Genomic DNA, 20,310 nt, shown 5'->3' with positions numbered 1-20,310 from the left:
CGCTATTAATCTCTTGTTTCGTTCTCTTGTTTTGTTAGCACCTAGAAACAGTCCTGTAGAACTGATTAAACCAGACTGCCACATAAGTCTGACGACTACAACCCTCAGACGGAAAAAACCGCCACACCTCTGATGGAAAGAAATCCCATCATAATCACTAACCCAATCATAAGCAACTTTTTAGCATCAGCAACTGTTTGGAGCGGGTAGCGGGAATCGAACCCGCGTATTCAGCTTGGAAGGCTGCTGCTCTACCATTGAGCTATACCCGCATACCTACGTAGTAACTCTCCTTCGATGAATGGTGGAGGGGGTTGGATTCGAACCAACGTAGCATACGCAACGGATTTACAGTCCGCCCCCTTTAACCACTCGGGCACCCCTCCATTACACCGGCAAAGTCGCGCGATGAGGCATCACTACAACCAAAATTCGATCACTGATTCAATTCAAACTGGTTGCGAGGCGGTTATGACGATTACCATCGTATCTGTCAACAGAATAAATATGTTCTGTACAAATTTTCTGCTAATAATTTTAAATCATAGCTTTTTTCTATCTATTTTTGCTCTTAACACGTTATAAAGGAGCTATGAAAGAAAAAATATCAAAAAATTCTCATTATGCTCGTTTACGTCGCCGATATCGCGATACAAAAGGCTTCTCTTCTCGATCTGCTACATACCTGAAAAAGGAAACCATTCCCTTACAACAAGGGAAAATTCGCCTTTATGGTATCCATTCAGTTCATGCTGCTTTAAAAAACCCAAAAAGAGCTTTTGGTTGTCTCTATGTTACACAAAATGCCTTAAAACGATTAAATATACCCGAATCAGATTTACCTTGTCCTCTTACAATATGCTCACCCAAACAACTTGACGCACTTGTTGGAAGCGATGCAGTTCATCAAGGTGTTGTTGTGGAAACTGCTCCACTTAAGCCATGCCAATTGTCTGAGCTAACGAATACTGATCTTGTCATCGTAATGGATCAAATTACTGATCCCCATAATGTTGGCGCTATTATGCGCTCGGCTGTTGCATTTAAAGCTGAAGCCCTTATTACAACATGTCGCCACTCCCCCCAAGAAAGTGGAGTCCTTGCTAAAGCCGCATCCGGAGCTTTAGAGCTGATTAATTACATCACTGTAGGAAACCTCGCCGAAGCACTACAAGAACTCCATAAAGCAGGTTTTATCAGTTTTGGACTCGATTCAGAAGGTGAATATCCTCTAGAAACAACACTAAAAGGAAATAAAATTGCTCTTGTTTTAGGAGCAGAAGGGAAAGGTTTACGTAAAAAAACACGTGAAACTGTTTATACGTTAGCACGTCTTGATATGCCTGGACATATTAAATCATTAAATGTTTCAAATGCAGCAACAATAGCACTTTATGCTGCTCATAAATATCTTAGAGCATAGTGTTTAATTTTTTCCGTGAAATATCAAAAAAACCAATCAACAAAAAGCCTGAAGCAAAGCCACCAATATGAGCCTCCCAAGCTATTGAAATGCCCTCTTCTTCAAACAGAAAAGAAGAAATACCTATAATAAAGTCAACACTCAGCAATAGACTCACGTAAACAAGTACTTCTCTTGAACATAGCGCTTGTTTGAGAGACAATAAAGAATCTAAAAATCTTTTATTCTGTGGATTGCCCCCCAAATAGCCTCGAGGAAAACCGTAACGCGCAAATGCACCCATCATCCCAGAAACTGCACCTGACGCACCAACAAGCGATATCGCACTGTCTTGATGAAAGACAAAATAAGTTAACACAGAGAGAATTGCTGTTAATCCCCAAAAAATCAAAAAACGTAAATTACCAAAATGTTTCACTAAAGGAGATCCAAAAACCAAAAGCCATGCCATGTTAAGAGTAACATGTTTCAAACTACTATGCATGAATGAATAACTAATAAGAGTATAACAAAATTTTAAAGGGTCAGCCTTGAAGAGTACTGGTGTAAAAGAAAAAAGTCCAAGACTTTTGATATAAAACTGCTCAGAAAAAAAATACTCTTGAATAAAATAAAAACCAAAACAAACTGCTATTAAAACAGCTATTGTCAATGGAACATTCAACAATGGCTCTCTAGGTTGTTTTGGTACAAACAAAGCATTCTTATACTGGTGATCAATATCTTTCATGATAAAAATCCATTGTATAAACCATCCTCTCTAGAGAATGAAGCTCTTTGCATAAAAGATTTGTTTTTATAGGAAAGAATCTCCAGATTTAATGTCCTTTTCATGGCCCTCTCTTAAAGCTCGAATGTCTTAATGTGAAAACATGTGTATCTTATACAAGGTATTAAAAAACGGATATGAAGACCATCACCCACAAAAGATCATCCTAAAAATTCGAATTAGCTGAAATCTCTACTATTACTCACCATATCGTAATGGCTAATTTGTTTAATGCACGTTTATCCCCCGCCCAAGATTCTATGTTATGAAATAAAACCCTCCCTATGTTGGCATTCTCTTTGTATATGAACGGTATTTTATACTTTACCAATTTGATAAGCGAGCGTTTTTAAGAAAATGAACGTAGAGTAAGTAGCTTATTTATGGACATCATTTCATACAAAAAATTATTTGAAGAACAGCTTTTAAGAATCCTGTTTGCAATCTTTTAACCAAATGTCATAAATAGGATGCTCTACAGCATTCAATCCAGGACTATCTGCAAACATCCATCCTGTAAAAATACGTCGCACTTTTTTATCGAGTGTCACTTCATTGACTTCAACAAAACCGGTCGTACGGGTTGGTTCATCTTTAGAGCTCGTATAGCATGCGCGTGGCATTACCTGCAAAGCACCATATTGATAAACTTTCCCGAGAGTCACTTCAAAACGCGTAGTTTGACCAGTAATTTTATCAAGACCCGCAAAAACAGCAATTGCATTGCTAACACGCTCGGCCTGCACCCCACCAACAGAGGGAAAAAATATTACAGTTTGTATGAAAAAAAAACAAAAAAAACGCTTCAACCCTAACACTAAAAAACCTTCTTCATATCAAAATAAACCGCACATAAAAATAATTTTTACTAATGAGATATAGCAAAATAAGGAAAATACACACCCCTCAAAATATTTTATTTCTTAGGTGACCATGCATCATAATCTTCAGACACACATGGACGTTCACCACCGTAAGGAATAGCCCCTTTTGGACGATAAGAATCACTTGTTCCTGTCATATTAGCAACGTGGGGTTTTTCCCATTCATAGGGCTGATAATTCTCCTGTGTTGGAGGGCTATCATAGCGATGATGAATCCAACCATGCCAACCTGGTGGAATAGTCGAAGCCTCAGAATAACTTTTATAAATTACCCAACGGCGCGCATAACCATCTTTATGCGTGCCTCCCTCATAATAAACATTCCCAAACTGATCTTCCCCGATGCGTTTACCTTTACGCCACGTAAAAAAGCGCGTATTTACCGTATTACCACTCCACCATGTAAAGATTTGTTTAAAAAAACTAGCCATCTTCTCTTCCATTTCTGCTAATACACTTACGAAAGTAATCGTTGGAATAAACATGTTGTAACATTTTAAATGGCTGAAAAATTTGCCTACAGAAAACCTACCACAACTTCATTTGAGAAGCGAATTCATATCCTCAACTATAAAATAACTGTATTTATAGACCTTCCTCTATCTCATAAAACTTAATCTTCTAACCCAAGTTTTTCCTTAACCTGTTTATTAACAGTTTGAGGATTTGCCTTTCCCCCCGTTGCTTTCATGACTTGTCCAACAAACCAACCAACTAAAGCAGGCTTTTGTTTTGCTTGCGTAACTTTATCAGAATTCTTGGCAATAATCTCATCAACAGCTTGCTCAATAGCCTTTGTATCTGTTACCTGCTTCATATTGCGCTCTTCGACAATCTGACGCGGATCTCCCCCCTCATTCCAAATAATCTCAAAAAGGTCTTTGGCGATTTTTCCAGAGATTGTTCCTTCTTTTATAAGGTCAATAATGCCTCCTAATTGCTTTGGTGTTACTGGTGTCTCTTCAATTCCACGATTATCTTTGTTTAAAGCACCCAAAAGATCATTAATCACCCAATTGGCAACGATTTTTCTATCACGTCCACGTGCTACTTCTTCAAAATAATCAGCAACGGCTTTTTCTGAAACAAGAATGGAAGCATCGTATGCAGTTAACCCCATCTCCTTGATAAAACGAGCTTTAATGTCATCTGGTAACTCCGGTAATTCGGCTGCCAAAGCATCAACAAAAGCCTGATCAAATTCCAATGGTAAAAGATCTGGATCAGGAAAATAACGATAATCATGTGCTTCTTCCTTTGAGCGCATAGACCGTGTTTCACCTTTAGCAGCATCAAAAAGCCGCGTTTCCTGATCTATAACACCGCCATCTTCTAAAATTGCAATCTGACGACGTGCTTCATACTCAATCGCTTGCCCAATGAAGCGAATAGAATTAACATTTTTGATTTCACAGCGAGTTCCAAAGCTCTCTCCAGGGCGACGAACTGAGACGTTCACATCGGCACGCATGGAACCTTCATCCATATTGCCATCGCAGGTACCCAAGTAACGGACAATCGACCGTAATTTAGTCATATAAGCTTTGGCTTCATCTGATGAACGCATATCCGGTTTGGAAACAATTTCCATAAGAGCGATACCAGAACGATTAAGATCTACAAAAGACATCGTTGGATGTTGATCATGCATCGATTTTCCTGCATCTTGTTCAAGATGTAATCTTTCAATCCCAATTTCAATGTCTTCAAACTGGCCGTTCGAATCTGGGCCGACCGATATAATAATTTTTCCCTCTCCTACAATCGGAGATCGAAATTGAGAAATTTGATATCCCTGTGGTAAATCTGGATAGAAATAATTCTTACGATCAAAAACAGATTTCAGATTAATCTTCGCCTTTAATCCCAAACCCGTTCGAACCGCTTGACGCACACATTCCTGATTAAGCACAGGCAACATACCAGGCATCGCCGCATCAATAAACGATACGTGATTATTTGGCTCAGCACCAAACTTTGTCGAAGCCCCTGAAAAAAGTTTCGAATTTGATATGATTTGCGCATGAACCTCCATACCTATGATGACTTCCCAATCACCGGTAGCTCCAGAAATAAAACGTTTAGAATCAGAAGTGCGCGTATCAACGATATTCATTGTTAATCCACTATCAATTTTTCTTAATATACTTGATGGCTAATCTAAAACGACTCTAAGTGCAAGCCTAGAATATAAATCTTATAAAAAAAGCCCGACTTCATCGGGCTTGCTTTGTTTATCTCAATACTAACTTTTTTTAGGTGCCTTTTTCTTAGTTGAAACTTTTTCTGTGGCTTTTTCCTTCACCGTAGATTTTTTCTTCTCAGGCTTTTTTTCTGTTAAATCTGTTTCGTCATACTCTTTCATCAGCTCTTCAACTGATACTTCTTTATCTGTGACCTTTATCCTTGCCAACAGATGATCAATGACTTTTTCTTCAAAAATTGGAGCCCGTAGATTTGCAACAGCTTCCGGAGTCTTACGGAAAAAATCCATAATTTCTTTCTCTTGTCCAGGATACTGACGAACCTGATCGAAAACCGCTGCTTTTAGCTCATCCTCACTAACAGTAACACCAACTTTCATTCCAATTTCAGAAAGCACCAAACCAAGACGAACACGGCGCTGTGCAAGTGCACGATACTCCTCCCGTGCCTGTTCTTCTGTAACACCTTCATCTTCAAAACTGCGCCCAGCTTTTTTTAAATCATCATTAACTTGAGTCCATATATTGTTAAACTCAATTTCCAAAAGTCCTTCAGGTATTTCAAAATTATAATCAGCATCTAAAGCATCAAGAATTTGACGCTTAATTTTTTGACGTGTCATTGAACCATACTGACTTTCAATCTGTCCACGAACAACTTCCCGCAAGCGACTTAAAGATTCTAACCCAACTTTTTGTGCTGCCTCATCATCAATTTTTAGCTCATCTGGCTTAGAGACAGCCTTAACAGTGATATCAAATTCTGCATCCTTACCAGCCAAATGTGCTGCATTGTAGTTATCAGGAAATTTAACAGAAATTGTTTTCGTATCACCTGCTTTCACGCCAACCAATTTTTCCTCAAAACCAGGAATAAATTGTTTTGATCCTAGAACCAATTGTGCACCACTATCCGATCCACCATCAAATGGAATGCCCTCAAGCTTACCAAGATAATCTATCGTAATACGATCGCCTTCTTCAGAAAGACCCTCTTTTAGTGAATAATTACGCGTAGAAGAGAGAACCTGCTTTACTTGATCATCAATCTCTTGTTCAGGAATGGTAGCAATTTCACGGGTAATTTCAATATTTTCAAAATCTTTAATTTCAAATTTTGGTAAGACTTCGTATTTTAAACTAAAAACAAAATCGGCTTTACCATCCAGAATTTTTTCATCTTCATCTATATCAATTTGTGGCTGTAACGCCGAACGTTCGTTGCGGTCAGCTAAAATAGAATGCGGCGCATCACTGATAATCTCATTGATAATTTCCGCCATAAAAGACTTACCATACATTTTTCTTAAGTATCCAGCTGGCACCTTACCAGGACGAAAACCATTAAGCTTGATCTTACCCTTGGTATCATCCAACCGTTCATTTAATTTTTCTTCTAAATCTTGCGCCGGAACCACGATCTTAATCTCGCGCTTCAGTCCTTCGTTTAGCGTCTCGGTAACCTGCATTAAACAACCTCTATCTTTCTCGAGGAGAGGGGATCAACCCACTCTGATAATAATACCACATTCTAACACTTGAGTGTTAATACCATGAAATGGAATTCTTGATACATAGAAACCTTTAGTGCTCAAAAAATTCCTTTGGTGCGGATGGAGGGACTCGAACCCCCACGGTCTCCCGCCAGAACCTAAATCTGGTGCGTCTACCAATTTCGCCACATCCGCTCAAACTTACAAGCTAATAACCTTATACAGGAGGCGTTTCTATAGCATTGATTCAAGAAAAAAAGCAAATAAATATATAAAAAAAACCAAATGTCTCTTATTCTTACAAACTATAAAAAAAATCTATGCTTTTCATATAGAACTGCTTCCGCTAAAAGTACGTTATGTTAAAGATATTTAATACTCCAATCCATATCATCGGTGGCGGTCTAGCAGGAAGTGAAGCATGCTGGCAAATTGCTCAATCAGGAATCCCTGTTATTTTGCATGAAATGCGACCTAATAAGAAATCTGATGCCCATAAAACCGATAAACTTGCCGAACTGGTTTGTTCAAATTCCTTTCGTTCTGACGATTCATCTACAAATGCTGTAGGACTTTTACACGCTGAAATGCGATTGGCAAAATCCCTGATCATGAAGGCTGCAGATGCCAACAAAGTACCAGCTGGAAGTGCTCTTGCCGTTGACCGCGATGGATTTTCAAAAACTGTTACAGAATCACTTGAAAATCATCCTCTTATAAAAATAGAATACGAGGAAATCCAAGAGTTTCCTGAGGATTGGCATCATATTATCATTGCAACAGGACCCCTTACCTCACCAGCTCTTGCTCAAGCAATACAGACAATAACCGGAACAGAAGCTCTTTCTTTTTTTGATGCTATTGCACCTATTATTTATACCGATAGTATTAATATGAATACTTGTTGGCATCAGTCTCGTTATGATAAAATCGGTCCTGAGGGAACAGGAAAGGATTACCTTAATTGTCCCCTCGATAAAGAACAATATAACGCATTCGTTCAAGCATTAAAAATTGCAGAAAAAACAGAATTCCGCGACTTTGAAAAAACTCCCTATTTTGATGGGTGTCTACCAATTGAAGTTATGACTGAGCGCGGACTTGAAACCCTCAGACATGGACCGATGAAACCTATAGGTTTAACCAATGCCCATAACCCTACAGTTAAACCCTACGCCGTTGTCCAATTACGCCAAGACAACAAGCTTGGAACCCTTTATAATATGGTTGGGTTTCAAACAAAACTGAAATATGGAGAACAAATTCGCATTTTTAGAATGATTCCTGGTCTTGAAAACGCTGAGTTTGCACGCCTTGGTGGACTCCATCGCAATACTTATCTCAATTCACCAATCATTCTTGATCAAACTCTTCGTTTAAAACAAAGACCCCAGCTGCGTTTTGCTGGACAAATTACAGGATGTGAAGGTTATGTCGAATCATCTGCAATAGGGCTTCTAGCCGGACGTTTTGCCGCTGCGGAATATCACCATAACTGCCCTTGCCTACCGCCATTAACCACAGCATTTGGGGCTCTTTTGAACCATATTACTGGGGGACATATCGTGAACAAAGAAGAAAAAAGACAATCCTTCCAACCAATGAACATTAATTTTGGACTTTTTCCTCCTCTTGATTCTCTTCAGTTCTCAGGAAAACGTTTATCAAGCAAAGAAAAAACATTAACAAAAAAACAAGCTATAACTACTAGAGCTCTCAACGATTGTATTCAATGGTTAGCTGACAGAGCACAAAAGAACCCCTTCTTATGATACTGACTGCCATAACTCATAAACGACACATTATATTTCATTATTTACTAAATGACATAAGAATTTTAAAAGACTTTTTCATTATAAATGATCCCATATGCTACCGTGAAAGTAACAAATATATTTCAATTATTAAGAATAAATAATACCATAAAGCATGTTACAGCACTGAGAGGATATCGAACAGATATCAGATCTCTAATGATTTTTAGATTACTGCCACAACTCTTTGCTCTACGAAAAGAGCTTGTATGTTAGCATTAAACAATCAATCTTTATAAAATTTGCAAGAGTGTCTATAAGAAATTCTTTATTGGAAATATCTAAGTAAATACAAATCACACTCCCTCATACAAAAAGCATGATAAAATACTAAAAAAAACCCGTTTATATTTATAAATAAAATCGGGTTTTTTAGCGTTGCCTAAGTTATTTTTTATTAACAGCTTCTTTAAGACTTTTTCCTGCAGAAAATTTTGGCACAGAGCGTGCTGGAATATTAATTTCAGCACCAGTTGAAGGATTACGCCCCTTTGTAGCGGCACGATGAGAAACTTCAAAAGAACCAAAACCTGGAAGACGAACATCTCCCCCCGAAGCTAAAGCTTCCGTTACAGAAGCGATAAAAGCATCAACAACAGAGCCAGCTTGCGCTTTCGAAACACCTGCTTTTTCAGCAACAGAGCTAACCAATTCAGTTTTATTCATGGAACATTTCCTTTCCCTATATTACCGGATAACACAACATAACCGTGTTATCGACAGTTTATTGAAAAGTACAGCAAACAGAAGTCTTATTTTTATCCAAAACATTGTTTTTTTAGCAATAATCAAAGTTATTCACGGAATTTTTTACTTTTTTTTCAAAATAAATAAAAAACAACCCTGAAAATGGTTTCTTCTATGTTAAAAATACAATTGCAAATAAGACTAATGAATCAGTGAGCAATCTGTATTCCTTCACTATCGCTCTCTGTTCTCATAGGTACAGGGAGGGTGGACGGTTCTGTCCATTCAATAGGTTCAGGAGAATGAACCAAAGCATGCTTAAGAACTTCACTCACATGATTTACTGGGATAATCTCCATATTATTTTTGACATCATCGGGAATATCAATCAAATCTTTCGCATTTTCTTCAGGAATAAGCACTTTTTTTATCCCCCCTCGAAGAGCAGCCAAGAGTTTTTCTTTCAATCCACCAATTGGTAAAACACGACCACGCAAAGTTATTTCACCAGTCATTGCTATATCTTTATGGACTGCTATCCCTGTAAGAACTGAAACAATTGCTGTTACCATGGCAATCCCTGCTGATGGACCATCTTTAGGTGTAGCCCCCTCTGGAACATGAACATGGATATCGCGTTTATCAAAAAGTGGAGGCTCAATACCAAAATCGACAGCACGAAAACGCACATAAGATGCTGCTGCTGAAATTGATTCTTTCATGATATCACGCAGATTTCCAGTTACGGTCATCTTGCCTTTTCCTGACATCATAACGCCTTCAATGGTCAACAGCTCTCCACCAACTTCTGTCCAAGCAAGACCAGTTACAACACCAACCTGATTTTCTCCCTCAATCTGGTTATAGTGGTAACGTTTAACACCTAGGTAATCATCAATATTATTTTCTGTAATCTTTACGGATTTTTGATGTGTTTTAAGAATTTTTGTAACTGATTTGCGTGCTACCTTCATTAATTCACGTTCAAGGTTACGAACTCCTGCCTCACGTGTATAAAATTGAATAATCGATCTTATAGCACCATCAGAAACGCTGAACTCTTTTTTAGATAAACAATGATCTTTCAAGGCTTTTGGTAAAAGATGCTGCTTAACAATCTCCATTTTCTCACATTCAGTGTAGCCAGCAATACGGATAACTTCCATTCGATCCATTAACGGACCTGGAATATTAAGTGTATTGGCTGTTGTAATAAACATGACATCAGAAAGATCGTATTCGACTTCCAAATAATGATCAATAAAAGTGCCATTTTGTTCAGGATCAAGGACTTCTAACAAAGCCGATGAAGGATCTCCACGAAAATCCTGCCCCATTTTATCAATTTCATCAAGTAAGAAAAGCGGATTAGATCTTTTAGCTTTTTTCATAGACTGAATAATTTTCCCAGGCATCGAACCAATATATGTTCGGCGATGTCCACGAATTTCTGCCTCATCCCGCACCCCACCCAATGAAATACGAACATACTCACGCCCCGTCGCTTTTGCAATAGAGCGGGCTAATGATGTTTTTCCTACACCAGGAGGACCTAATAAACAAATAATAGGACCCTTTATTTTCAAGGCTCGACTTTGCACTGCTAAATATTCGATAATTCGCTCCTTGACTTTTTCAAGACCAAAATGCTCATTATTCATAACCTTTTCAGCAAAGTCTAAATTGTTTTTAATCTTCGACTTTTTGCCCCAAGGCATTGCTAATAACCAATCAAGATAGTTACGGACAACTGTTGCTTCCGCAGACATAGGGGACATATTTCGTAATTTCCTTAATTCTGCCCCTGCTTTCTCGTTTGCTTCTTTGGAAAATTTTGTTTTCTTAATACGCTCCTCTAGTTCAGAGAGCTCATCGCGGCTATCATCCCCTGCTCCTAACTCTTTCTGAATAGCCTTCATCTGCTCATTAAGATAATATTCCCGTTGGTTTTTTTCCATTTGCCGTTTAACATGCGAACGGATACGCTTTTCAACCTGCAGAACAGAAATTTCTCCTTCCATGAAAGAAAGAACGCGTCCAAGGCGATCGCGTATAGGTAATAACTCTAATATTTCCTGTTTTTCTGAAAGTTTAATCATCAAATGAGAAGCAATAGTATCGGCAAGCTTAGAAGGATTATCAATCTGTCCAATAGCATTGACAACTTCAGGAGAAATCTTTTTATTCAGTTTTACATAATTTTCAAAATAAGCAATTACTGACCTTGAAAGAGCTTCAATCTCAACATCATTCTCTCTAATCTCTTCTATGACAGTCGCATAAGCCTGATGATAATCTTCATTCGCGGTAAAGTGGCTAATTTTTGCACGTGCAATGCCTTCAACCAAAACTTTTACTGTTCCATCAGGAAGCTTTAAAAGTTGTAGAATATTAGCAAATGTACCAATATCATAGATATCTTCTGATTTTGGATCATCATCAGAAGCATTTTTTTGTGTCACCAACAGTATCTGTTTATCAACCGCCATTGTTTCTTCAAGAGCACGAATCGACTTTTCTCGGCCCACAAAAAGCGGAACAATCATATGTGGGAAGACAACAATATCACGAAGAGGCAAAACAGCGTAAAACCCCTCTCTTCCTTCATCTGTCTTTTCATCAATATATTGCATAACTCTCCTTTCTGGAGCCTATAATCTATCCACTTACACAAGCCCACCCTTAGAAAAACTTTATTCTGAAATACATGAAGTAGTAACTGTAAATATATAAATCAAGCATTATGACTATAATATTCAAAAAGTCCCATCCTCAAATGATATTATTACTAATTCTCATATCATACAACATCATGCCGACACATTCTCTTTATCTTCTACACGTTCTGAATAAATGTAAAGAGGACGCGCTTTTCCATCAACGACATCGCTCGAAATGACGACTTTCTGAACACCCTCAAGAGATGGCAGCTCAAACATAGTCTCAAGAAGAATCTTCTCCATGATCGAACGTAAACCACGTGCACCGGTTTTACGCTCAATGGCTTTTTTAGCAATAACCCGTAAAGCATCTTCATGAAATGCTAGCTCGACATTTTCCATCTCAAAAAGACGCTGGTATTGCTTCACTAAAGCATTTTTTGGTTGTGATAAAATTTGCACAAGAGCGTTAACATCTAAATCTTCTAAAGTGGCTACAATAGGAAGGCGGCCAATAAATTCTGGTATCAAACCAAATTTTATAAGATCTTCAGGCTCTAAATCGCGAAAAATTTCACCAACACAACGTTCATCAGGCGCTTTAACAGTAGCAGAAAAACCAATAGAAGTTTTTTCACCGCGTCCTGAAATAATTTTTTCCAAACCAGCAAAAGCTCCCCCACAAATAAATAAAATATTTGTTGTATCAACTTGTAGAAACTCTTGTTGTGGATGTTTCCTCCCACCTTGAGGAGGAACAGAAGCTATCGTTCCTTCCATAATTTTTAACAACGCTTGCTGAACACCTTCCCCCGAAACATCTCTTGTAATAGAAGGATTCTCAGCTTTACGAGAAATCTTATCAACCTCATCAATATAAACAATGCCACGCTGTGCACGTTCAACATTATAGTCAGCGGCTTGAAGAAGCTTTAAAATAATATTTTCAACATCTTCACCTACATAGCCTGCTTCAGTCAAAGTGGTTGCATCCGCCATCGTAAAAGGGACATCAATAATACGCGCCAATGTTTGTGCTAGATAAGTCTTACCACATCCCGTTGGACCAACGAGGAGAATATTCGACTTTGCTAACTCGATATCATTGCTCTTAGACTGATGTGCAAGCCGCTTATAATGATTATGGACAGCTACAGAAAGAACACGCTTTGCATGTTGCTGACCAATGACATAATCATCAAGAACTTTTATAATTTCCTGTGGAGTAGGAACACCATCACGCGCCTTAATCCCAGAAGATTTATTTTCTTCACGAATAATATCCATGCAAAGCTCTACACATTCATCACAAATGAACACCGTAGGCCCTGCGATGAGCTTACGCACCTCATGCTGACTTTTGCCGCAGAACGAGCAATAGAGAGTATTTTTCGATTCGCTCCCGCTATTGCCAATTTTGCTCATTTTTCTTTCCTTTCACCACGGTACATGAATACTTCGTCTTTTCAAAGGAAGCTTTTCATAACGAAAACTATAAAGACATATATAAAAACTGCGTGTCATAATATTTTTAGGTATTTTTCTCTTATTTTCGCGATATTTTTACAAAAATCTCTCTTTAAAGTAGTCCTTTTTTCTATAAAAACTCTTAATCTTTTTCAGTTTCTTCTCGATATTGTATAACATCATCAACTAAGCCAAATTGCTTGGCTTCTTCCGCTGTCATAAAATGATCACGATCAAGCGTTCTTTCAATAATCTCATAGTCTTGACCTGTATGTTGAACGTAAATTTCATTGAGACGCCGTTTCATCTTTATAATATCTTGTGCATGGCGTTCAATATCTGAAGCCTGACCTTGAAAACCTCCAGATGGCTGATGCACCATAATACGTGCATTGGGCAATGTAAAACGATGCCCCTTCGCTCCAGCCGTTAGAAGTAATGACCCCATAGATGCAGCCTGCCCCATGCAAAGCGTAGAAACAGGGGGGCGAATAAACTGCATCGTATCATAAATCGCCATACCAGATGTCACAACACCGCCAGGCGAATTAATATAAAGGCTAATTTCTTTCTTAGGATTTTCCGCTTCCAAAAAAAGCAATTGTGCACAAACAAGCATCGCCATACCATCTTCAACGGGACCATTAATAAAAATAATCCGCTCTTTTAAAAGACGGGAAAAAATATCATAGGCCCGCTCACCACGATTAGTCTGTTCAATAACCATAGGAACAAGGCTTAATGCTGTTTTCATTGGATCACTCATCTTTTTACTTTCTGTTCATATAACAATCGCTCTTTACGCATTCAATGCTTCCTTCCATAAGCCAACACTCCTCCCTGACGCAAGCTACAATAACGCTCTTTAAGTAAAATTAAAATCCAATTAGTTAAAATAGAAATAATAACCCTACATAAATAAATTATGTGCATCAGGAATGCGAGACACTGCCCAATGGTAGAAGCTTCCTTCCTGAGGTCTCTGAGTGGTCTTTGCCTTTCTATGAATATGAAATCCTATTAAACGCGGATCCGCAAGCAGCTTAACGCCAAAAGCTGGATCAAAGATGCGTTCAGTTTTTCTCCCCGTCCAATAATAAAAAGTTTCCTTTTCTTTTGCTTCATGAAAAAACCCATATCGTTTGGCTAATCGCGAAATACCATCATTACCAAATATCGTAACTCCAAGACTTCTCGGTAAAATCGGCATTTTTTTCCTTTTTAACCAGAATGGTTTCCAAACACGACGCTTAAATCCAAGCCAATCAGGAATCATTTCTGTGCCTGCCCAATAATCTTCAAACACCTTTATAATAGGGTTGTTGGGTGGAAAATAAAGTGCAGAAACTCCCACTCTTAACGTATTTTCTCTTGCAAGCCAAACCTTATTTGTATCTGGGTGAAACTGTTTAACCAGATAAACGTCTGTATCTAACCAAACACCTTGCTGATATTTCATCAGCATAATACGAAAAAAATCTGAAAACTGAACAATTGTACATCCTAGTTTTTCTTGAGAAAAGTTGGGGTCGAGGCGATAAATAGCTGAATGTGGTAAAATTGATTCGGCTTCATGCAATTCAACACCAACGGGTAAATTTTCTACTTTATCATAGCTAAAAAGTTTAACCCGTTGACCAGTTTTAACCATTGAGGACAAACAAAGCCTATCAACTAATCTTAATGGCCCCTTATACCAAAAAGTGCAAATATCCATAAGCAATATCTCAAAAATATTCTAAACTGACACGAAAGAGCTGCTCAACATCACGCACATACTCAGAAAGGGCAAAAATTACTATCCGATCACCAGATAAAATACGCGTATCTGCTGAAAGCTGTATGATTGTTTTATTGCGATAAATTGCACCAATTCTCAAACCATCTGATAAACCTAGCTCTGACAATGATTTCCCAACCAATGAAGATGTTTGCATCACTTCAGCCTCAATAATTTCTGCCTGCCCATTAAAAACAGAATGAACAGCACGAATACGTCCACGACGCATTTGTTGCAAAATTCTCGATATCGTAACACTATGTGGATTAAGATATGCATCTACTCCAACGGCACGGCTAAACTCTTGATAAGCAACATTGTTGATCAATACCATATTGGCTTTGCATCCCAATCTTTTAGCAATAATAGCACTTAAGAGATTGACTTGATCCTGATTGGTCAATGTAATCATTAAATCAGCTTGATTAATTCCAGCATCTTGGAGGATCACTGGATCTAACACGTTACCATATAAAACAGTCGTTTTTTCGAGTTGATCAGCAATTGTTAACGCTCTTTCTCTCTGCGATTCTATAATCTTCAATTTTAATTTATGAAGGCGCTTTTCAATAGCCTGAGCGACATAAAGACCAATGTGACCACCTCCTGCAATAATCATGCGATGCGCATCTTGTTCTTTATGACCGAAAAGCCCAACTGCCCGACGCATCTGATCACGAGCAACAACAAGATAGGTCACATCACCAACGCGTAACTGCGTCTGTGAATGTGCCACTAATAATTCTGAGCCACGTTTAATAGCGGTAACTGTCGTACAAAGATCGGGAAAAAGCTCTGTTAATTGACGCAAAGGTGTATTAATAACCGGACAATCTTCCATACATTCCAAAGCTAACGCCACAACATCATCATTACAAAAATAAAGAACATCTATTGCACCAGGTAAAGCAATACGACGCAGAACCATTTCCCCAACTTCAACTTCTGGCGAAATAACCACATCAATGGGAATATTCTCTCTAGAAAAAAGTGTTTTATAGCGTGGTTCTAAATAAGATTGTGAACGAATACGTGCTATTTTTGTTGGAACATTAAATAATGAATGTGCTACTTGGCAAGCAACCATATTGACTTCATCAAATAAAGTGACCGCAATCAACATATCAGCTTTATCTGCATCGGCAGCTAAGAGAACTTCAGGACGTGAACCATGACCAACAAAACCTCTCACATCCAATGTATCACGAATTTTTTCAATCAATCTTGTTTCAATATCAATGACAGTGACATCATGATTTTCAGCAGCAAGACGCTCTGCTATCCCATAACCAACCTGTCCTGCTCCACAAATAATAACACGCATGATCTTAAGAAACTCCAAGTGCTTTAAGCTTACGGTGCAAAGCTGAACGCTCCATACCTATAAATTCGGCTGTCCGTGATATATTTCCGCCCAAGCGCCCAATTTGTGCCTCTAAATACCTCTTTTCAAATAATTCCCGTGCTTCACGCAATGGTAAATCCATTATACTCTCCTCTGTATCCATTTGAATGCGCGGCAAAGAATCACTCACTTCGCTAGGAAGAAACTCTGCTGTTATTGGACCATCGCCATCACGCACAAGAATGAGAAGGCGCTCAATATTATTGCGTAATTGCCGGACATTACCCGGCCAAGCATGTGTCTGTAAAATAGCGATAACATCATCACTGATTTCACGAGGTTTAATACCAACCTGCTGCGATATTGTTTTAACAAAATGCCGCACGAGTTCTGGAATATCTTCACGACGTGCAGATAAGGGTGGAACAGTAATCGGAACAACCGAAAGGCGATGAAAAAGATCTTCTCTAAAGCGCCCATCAGAAATGAGATTTTCAAGATTTTGTGCGGTTGAGGAAATGATACGCACATCAACCTTAACACGTTTTGTCCCACCTACCCTTTCAAAGGTCTGCCCCGTCAATACTCGAAGAATTTTACCTTGAGTCTCCCGTGGCATATCAGCAATTTCATCAAGATATAATATTCCACCATGGGCTTCTTCTAAGGCACCGATCTTACGCTCTCCCCCCTCCATTTCGCTGCCAAACAATTCTATTTCCATTCTTTCCGGAGTAATCGTTGCGGCATTTATTGTAACAAATGGTCCATTTGAGCGCGTGGAAAGAGCATGAATAGCACGTGCAACCATCTCTTTTCCCGCTCCTGACGGACCCGTAATCATGACGCGACTATTGGTTGGTGCCACTTTTTCTATGATTTGCTGTAAATGTTTTATCGCCGTCGATTTTCCTAGCAACTCCAATGTTTCACTCGAGCGTTTTCGCAATTCTAAAAGCTCACGTTTTAAATTTGAGTTTTCAAGTGTCCGTTCAGCAACCAAGACAAGCCGATCAGCTTTAAAAGGTTTTTCAATAAAATCATAAGCCCCTCGTTTTATAGCAGAAACAGCCGTCTCAATATTACCATGACCAGAAATCATAACGACTGGAAGAGCGGGATAACGCGTTTTAATTTCATCAAGGAGAGCCAAACCATCAAGACGGCTTCCTTGTAACCAAATATCTAAAAAAATAAGCTTTGGAATACGCTCACTAATTTGTGCTAAAGCTTCGTCAGAGTTACAAGCAACACGTGTTTCATAACCTTCATCATCTAAAATACCAGCAACAATCTCACGAATATCTGCTTCATCATCAACAATTAAGATATCTGATACCATTCTATTCCCCTATCTTACGCCTTGTCACTTGTGTAACATTTTCCTGCTTAACCCCATCTGCTGGAAATATCAAACGGATCATCGCACCTTTCCCTTCATAAAAACCCTTCGGCGCATCATGCAACTCCATGGAACCGCCATGATCTTCTATAACTTTACGCACGATCGCTAATCCGAGCCCTGTTCCTTTTTCTCGCGTTGTTATATAAGGTTCTAATATTTTTTGTCTTTGCTCTTTAGGAAGTCCCTTACCGTTATCAATAACATCCACAACCACGCATCCTTCTTGACTATAAGAACGTACAAGAATATGACCATGGACACTTTCCTCTCGCATGACCGAATCTATAGATTCGCTTGCATTTTTGATAACATTGCAAAAAGCTTGCACGATGAGACGATTATCAAATGCACCCATAAGAGGTACACTTCCTAAATCTTGCTCAAAATGAATATCATGTCGCGTAACTTCTATCAAAAAACATGCTTCACGCAACAATCCGCGTATATCTAAAACATTCATTTGTGGTTTGGGCATACGGGCAAAAGAAGAAAATTCATCAACCATACGCCCAATATCTCCAACCTGTCGAATAATCGTATCAACACATCGCTCAAAAACCTCCCGATCCTGTGTGATAACGTTATTATAACGTTTGCGAATACGTTCAGCTGACAATTGAATAGGTGTAAGCGGATTTTTGATTTCGTGGGCTATACGGCGTGCAATATCTGCCCATGCCGATGTCCGTTGCGCCGCAACAAGATCTGTAATATCATCAATCGTTAGAACCCAAGACTGCCCCTGTCCATCATCTTCTTCCATTGTAATTTGTACATTACAAACGCGTTCTTGCCCTGCCACGCTTAGAGTGACCTGTTCACGATGGTTCTTACGATCTAATGAACGCGCAAACTGAAAAACCTGCCAAATTTCATCACTTAACGATAAAAGGCTGTGCCCAATAACTTGTTTAGAGCGAAGACTAAACATTGTTTCCATAGAACGATTTATAATTGTAATATCACCATTATCATCAATGCCCGCCACTCCTGCTGTTACACCAGATAAAACAGCTTCAGAAAAGCGCCGTCTCTCATCAATTTGATCGCGAACGGCAATCAGCTCATTGCGTCGACTTTTTAGTTCACTGACCATATAATTAAAAGTTTTTGATAATTGTCCAATATCCCCATCTTTCGCGCGTACAGGCACAAAAACTTCCATATTCCCTAAAGCTACATCATCAGCAGCACTAATGAGACGGCGAATAGGACGTACCAAACGATCAGCAACAGCAATACCAGCCCAAATAGCCGATAAGAATAAACTAAAAAAAAGACAGAGATAAAGCATACCAAATGCTATCTGTGTTAGCAGACGATTTTCATTTAAATCGCGATAACGATCTGTATTAACTTCTGTCAAACGCAAAGCAGAGAGAACTTCTTTATCAACATCACGCACCAAATATAAAAATGTGTTTGGAATATTAGTAAATTTTAAAACAATGCCAAAATAATCATGAACCCCCGGTTGAAAAGAAAAAGGCCTCGCACTGGTCGCCCGCTCAATGAGATGAGAAGGAGGTATCGGTAGCTTATCTTCATCACCAAGATCGCTTGATATAAAAACAGTTCCGCTAGAACTTAGCAAAAATGCACCACGTAAATTGCGCCCTATAGCATGACGCGTCAATTGCATTCTATACTCAGCGGGATTGCGCTCTAAAAGCCTTTTATTATCAAGTGCAAATGCCATAGCGTAAGATAAATTTTTCAAATTTTGTAGCATTTCATCTGCATAAGCATTCGCTAAATCGATAGAAGAACCTACTATTTGCCGTGTTGTTGTATCAAACCATCGATCAAGTCCTAAATTTAGGGCAGGCCCTGATACAAGAGCGACAGCAACAGCCGGCATTGTTGCGACAAGTGCAAACAATGAAATAAGGCGCACATGAAGACGAGAACCCGCACGCCTTGAACGCCACGCACGAATGATGGGGATCATCTCATAAAAAACAATGATCACAAGTCCTAAAACCCAAACACTATTAACCCCTATAAGTATAAGAGTTACAGCTCTACTAGGAACAACAGGAGTCAATCCAATAAGAATGATAAATGAAACAGATGCTGTTAGCAAAGCCAACACAATAATTGTAATCCCTAAAAAGATATACATCTTACTTAAGCGATACAACTCATCGCTAGAGGTATTTTGATCTATATCTTGGAGCTTCGTTATAGATGTTGTCTTCATCATGAGCTTACATACCCTTATCCCATTGTTTCATATAACCTCTTGCGACAAAAGTTGACAATACCAATACCACATTTAAAATAGAGCCAATCTAACAAATAAAGAAAGAACTTCTACATTTGACAAATTATCTTTAAAATAAAACGTCTACGGTGATAGTTTATAAAGGAGATGAG

15 protein-coding genes and 3 tRNA genes are annotated in these 20,310 nt (G+C 38.6%); 2 read left to right on the top strand and 16 right to left on the bottom strand.

Translation table 11 applies throughout. The features are described 5' to 3' along the window. Positions 1-198: 198 nt before the first annotated feature. A tRNA-Gly gene (locus tag AC0QT4_RS02925) sits at positions 199-272 on the bottom strand. Positions 273-302: 30 nt separating this feature from the next. Next, positions 303-386 (bottom strand) — tRNA-Tyr (locus AC0QT4_RS02920). 206 nt (positions 387-592) lie between these two features. Here AC0QT4_RS02920 and AC0QT4_RS02915 point away from each other — a divergent pair. Further along, the gene (locus tag AC0QT4_RS02915; protein ID WP_473200225.1) at positions 593-1,423 is read left to right on the top strand and encodes a TrmH family RNA methyltransferase; all 831 of its coding nucleotides are present in this window, start codon (positions 593-595) and stop codon (positions 1,421-1,423) included. Here AC0QT4_RS02915 and AC0QT4_RS02910 read toward each other — a convergent pair. The 6 genes from AC0QT4_RS02910 to AC0QT4_RS02885 form a co-directional block, all read right to left on the bottom strand. Beyond that, entirely contained in the window at positions 1,413-2,153 is a 741-nt protein-coding gene (locus tag AC0QT4_RS02910; protein WP_473200224.1) for a rhomboid family intramembrane serine protease, read from the bottom strand. The genes AC0QT4_RS02915 and AC0QT4_RS02910 overlap by 11 nt on opposite strands. Positions 2,154-2,617: 464 nt before the next feature. Then, positions 2,618-3,010: a DUF2155 domain-containing protein gene (locus tag AC0QT4_RS02905; RefSeq protein ID WP_473200223.1), complete on the bottom strand. Its 393-nt coding sequence runs from the start codon at positions 3,008-3,010 to the stop codon at positions 2,618-2,620. Positions 3,011-3,108: 98 nt separating this feature from the next. Then, positions 3,109-3,507 carry an NADH:ubiquinone oxidoreductase subunit NDUFA12 gene (locus tag AC0QT4_RS02900; RefSeq protein ID WP_473200222.1) on the bottom strand — a complete coding sequence of 133 codons (399 nt, stop codon included), beginning with the start codon at positions 3,505-3,507 and terminating at the stop codon, positions 3,109-3,111. Positions 3,508-3,689: 182 nt separating this feature from the next. Then, a complete protein-coding gene (gene gatB / locus AC0QT4_RS02895; RefSeq protein WP_473200221.1) occupies positions 3,690-5,192 on the bottom strand; it encodes an Asp-tRNA(Asn)/Glu-tRNA(Gln) amidotransferase subunit GatB in 1,503 nt (500 codons plus the stop codon). 129 nt (positions 5,193-5,321) lie between these two features. Beyond that, positions 5,322-6,749 (bottom strand): trigger factor, encoded by a 1,428-nt coding sequence (gene tig / locus AC0QT4_RS02890; protein WP_473200220.1) that lies wholly within the window; start codon positions 6,747-6,749, stop codon positions 5,322-5,324. A 136-nt stretch (positions 6,750-6,885) separates the two neighbouring features. Continuing rightward, positions 6,886-6,968: transfer RNA gene (locus tag AC0QT4_RS02885), tRNA-Leu, on the bottom strand. A 164-nt stretch (positions 6,969-7,132) separates the two neighbouring features. On the opposite strand from AC0QT4_RS02885, the gene trmFO reads away from it, so the two are divergent. Next, positions 7,133-8,545: a methylenetetrahydrofolate--tRNA-(uracil(54)-C(5))-methyltransferase (FADH(2)-oxidizing) TrmFO gene (trmFO, locus tag AC0QT4_RS02880; RefSeq protein WP_473200219.1), complete on the top strand. Its 1,413-nt coding sequence runs from the start codon at positions 7,133-7,135 to the stop codon at positions 8,543-8,545. Between the two features lie 429 nt (positions 8,546-8,974). Here trmFO and AC0QT4_RS02875 read toward each other — a convergent pair whose 3' ends face one another. The 8 genes from AC0QT4_RS02875 to AC0QT4_RS02840 all read right to left on the bottom strand — a co-directional run bounded on the left by AC0QT4_RS02875 (position 8,975) and on the right by AC0QT4_RS02840 (position 20,134). Beyond that, positions 8,975-9,253, bottom strand: a complete 279-nt coding sequence (locus AC0QT4_RS02875; RefSeq protein ID WP_473200218.1) for an HU family DNA-binding protein — start codon at positions 9,251-9,253, stop codon at positions 8,975-8,977. 230 nt (positions 9,254-9,483) lie between these two features. Continuing rightward, positions 9,484-11,907: an endopeptidase La gene (lon, locus tag AC0QT4_RS02870; RefSeq protein ID WP_473200217.1), complete on the bottom strand. Its 2,424-nt coding sequence runs from the start codon at positions 11,905-11,907 to the stop codon at positions 9,484-9,486. 177 nt (positions 11,908-12,084) lie between these two features. Then, the gene (gene clpX / locus AC0QT4_RS02865) at positions 12,085-13,359 is read right to left on the bottom strand and encodes an ATP-dependent Clp protease ATP-binding subunit ClpX (protein WP_473200216.1); all 1,275 of its coding nucleotides are present in this window, start codon (positions 13,357-13,359) and stop codon (positions 12,085-12,087) included. 184 nt (positions 13,360-13,543) lie between these two features. Continuing rightward, on the bottom strand, positions 13,544-14,167 hold the full coding sequence (gene clpP, locus AC0QT4_RS02860; RefSeq protein WP_473200215.1) for an ATP-dependent Clp endopeptidase proteolytic subunit ClpP: 624 nt from the start codon (positions 14,165-14,167) through the stop codon (positions 13,544-13,546). Between the two features lie 144 nt (positions 14,168-14,311). Continuing rightward, the gene (locus AC0QT4_RS02855) at positions 14,312-15,118 is read right to left on the bottom strand and encodes a glycosyltransferase family 32 protein (RefSeq protein ID WP_473200214.1); all 807 of its coding nucleotides are present in this window, start codon (positions 15,116-15,118) and stop codon (positions 14,312-14,314) included. Positions 15,119-15,128: 10 nt separating this feature from the next. After that, positions 15,129-16,505, bottom strand: coding sequence for a Trk system potassium transporter TrkA (gene trkA / locus AC0QT4_RS02850; RefSeq protein ID WP_473200213.1), 1,377 nt, complete (start codon positions 16,503-16,505; stop codon positions 15,129-15,131). 4 nt (positions 16,506-16,509) lie between these two features. Next, a complete protein-coding gene (gene ntrX, locus AC0QT4_RS02845; RefSeq protein WP_473200212.1) occupies positions 16,510-17,868 on the bottom strand; it encodes a nitrogen assimilation response regulator NtrX in 1,359 nt (452 codons plus the stop codon). Position 17,869: 1 nt separating this feature from the next. Continuing rightward, the gene (locus AC0QT4_RS02840) at positions 17,870-20,134 is read right to left on the bottom strand and encodes a sensor histidine kinase NtrY-like (protein WP_473200237.1); all 2,265 of its coding nucleotides are present in this window, start codon (positions 20,132-20,134) and stop codon (positions 17,870-17,872) included. Between the last annotated feature and the right edge of the window lie 176 nt (positions 20,135-20,310).

Source organism: Bartonella sp. EBT8, from assembly GCF_055796165.1.
The sequence above is the reverse complement of the archived record's forward strand: the minus strand, read 5'-3'. Positions and strand labels throughout refer to the sequence as shown.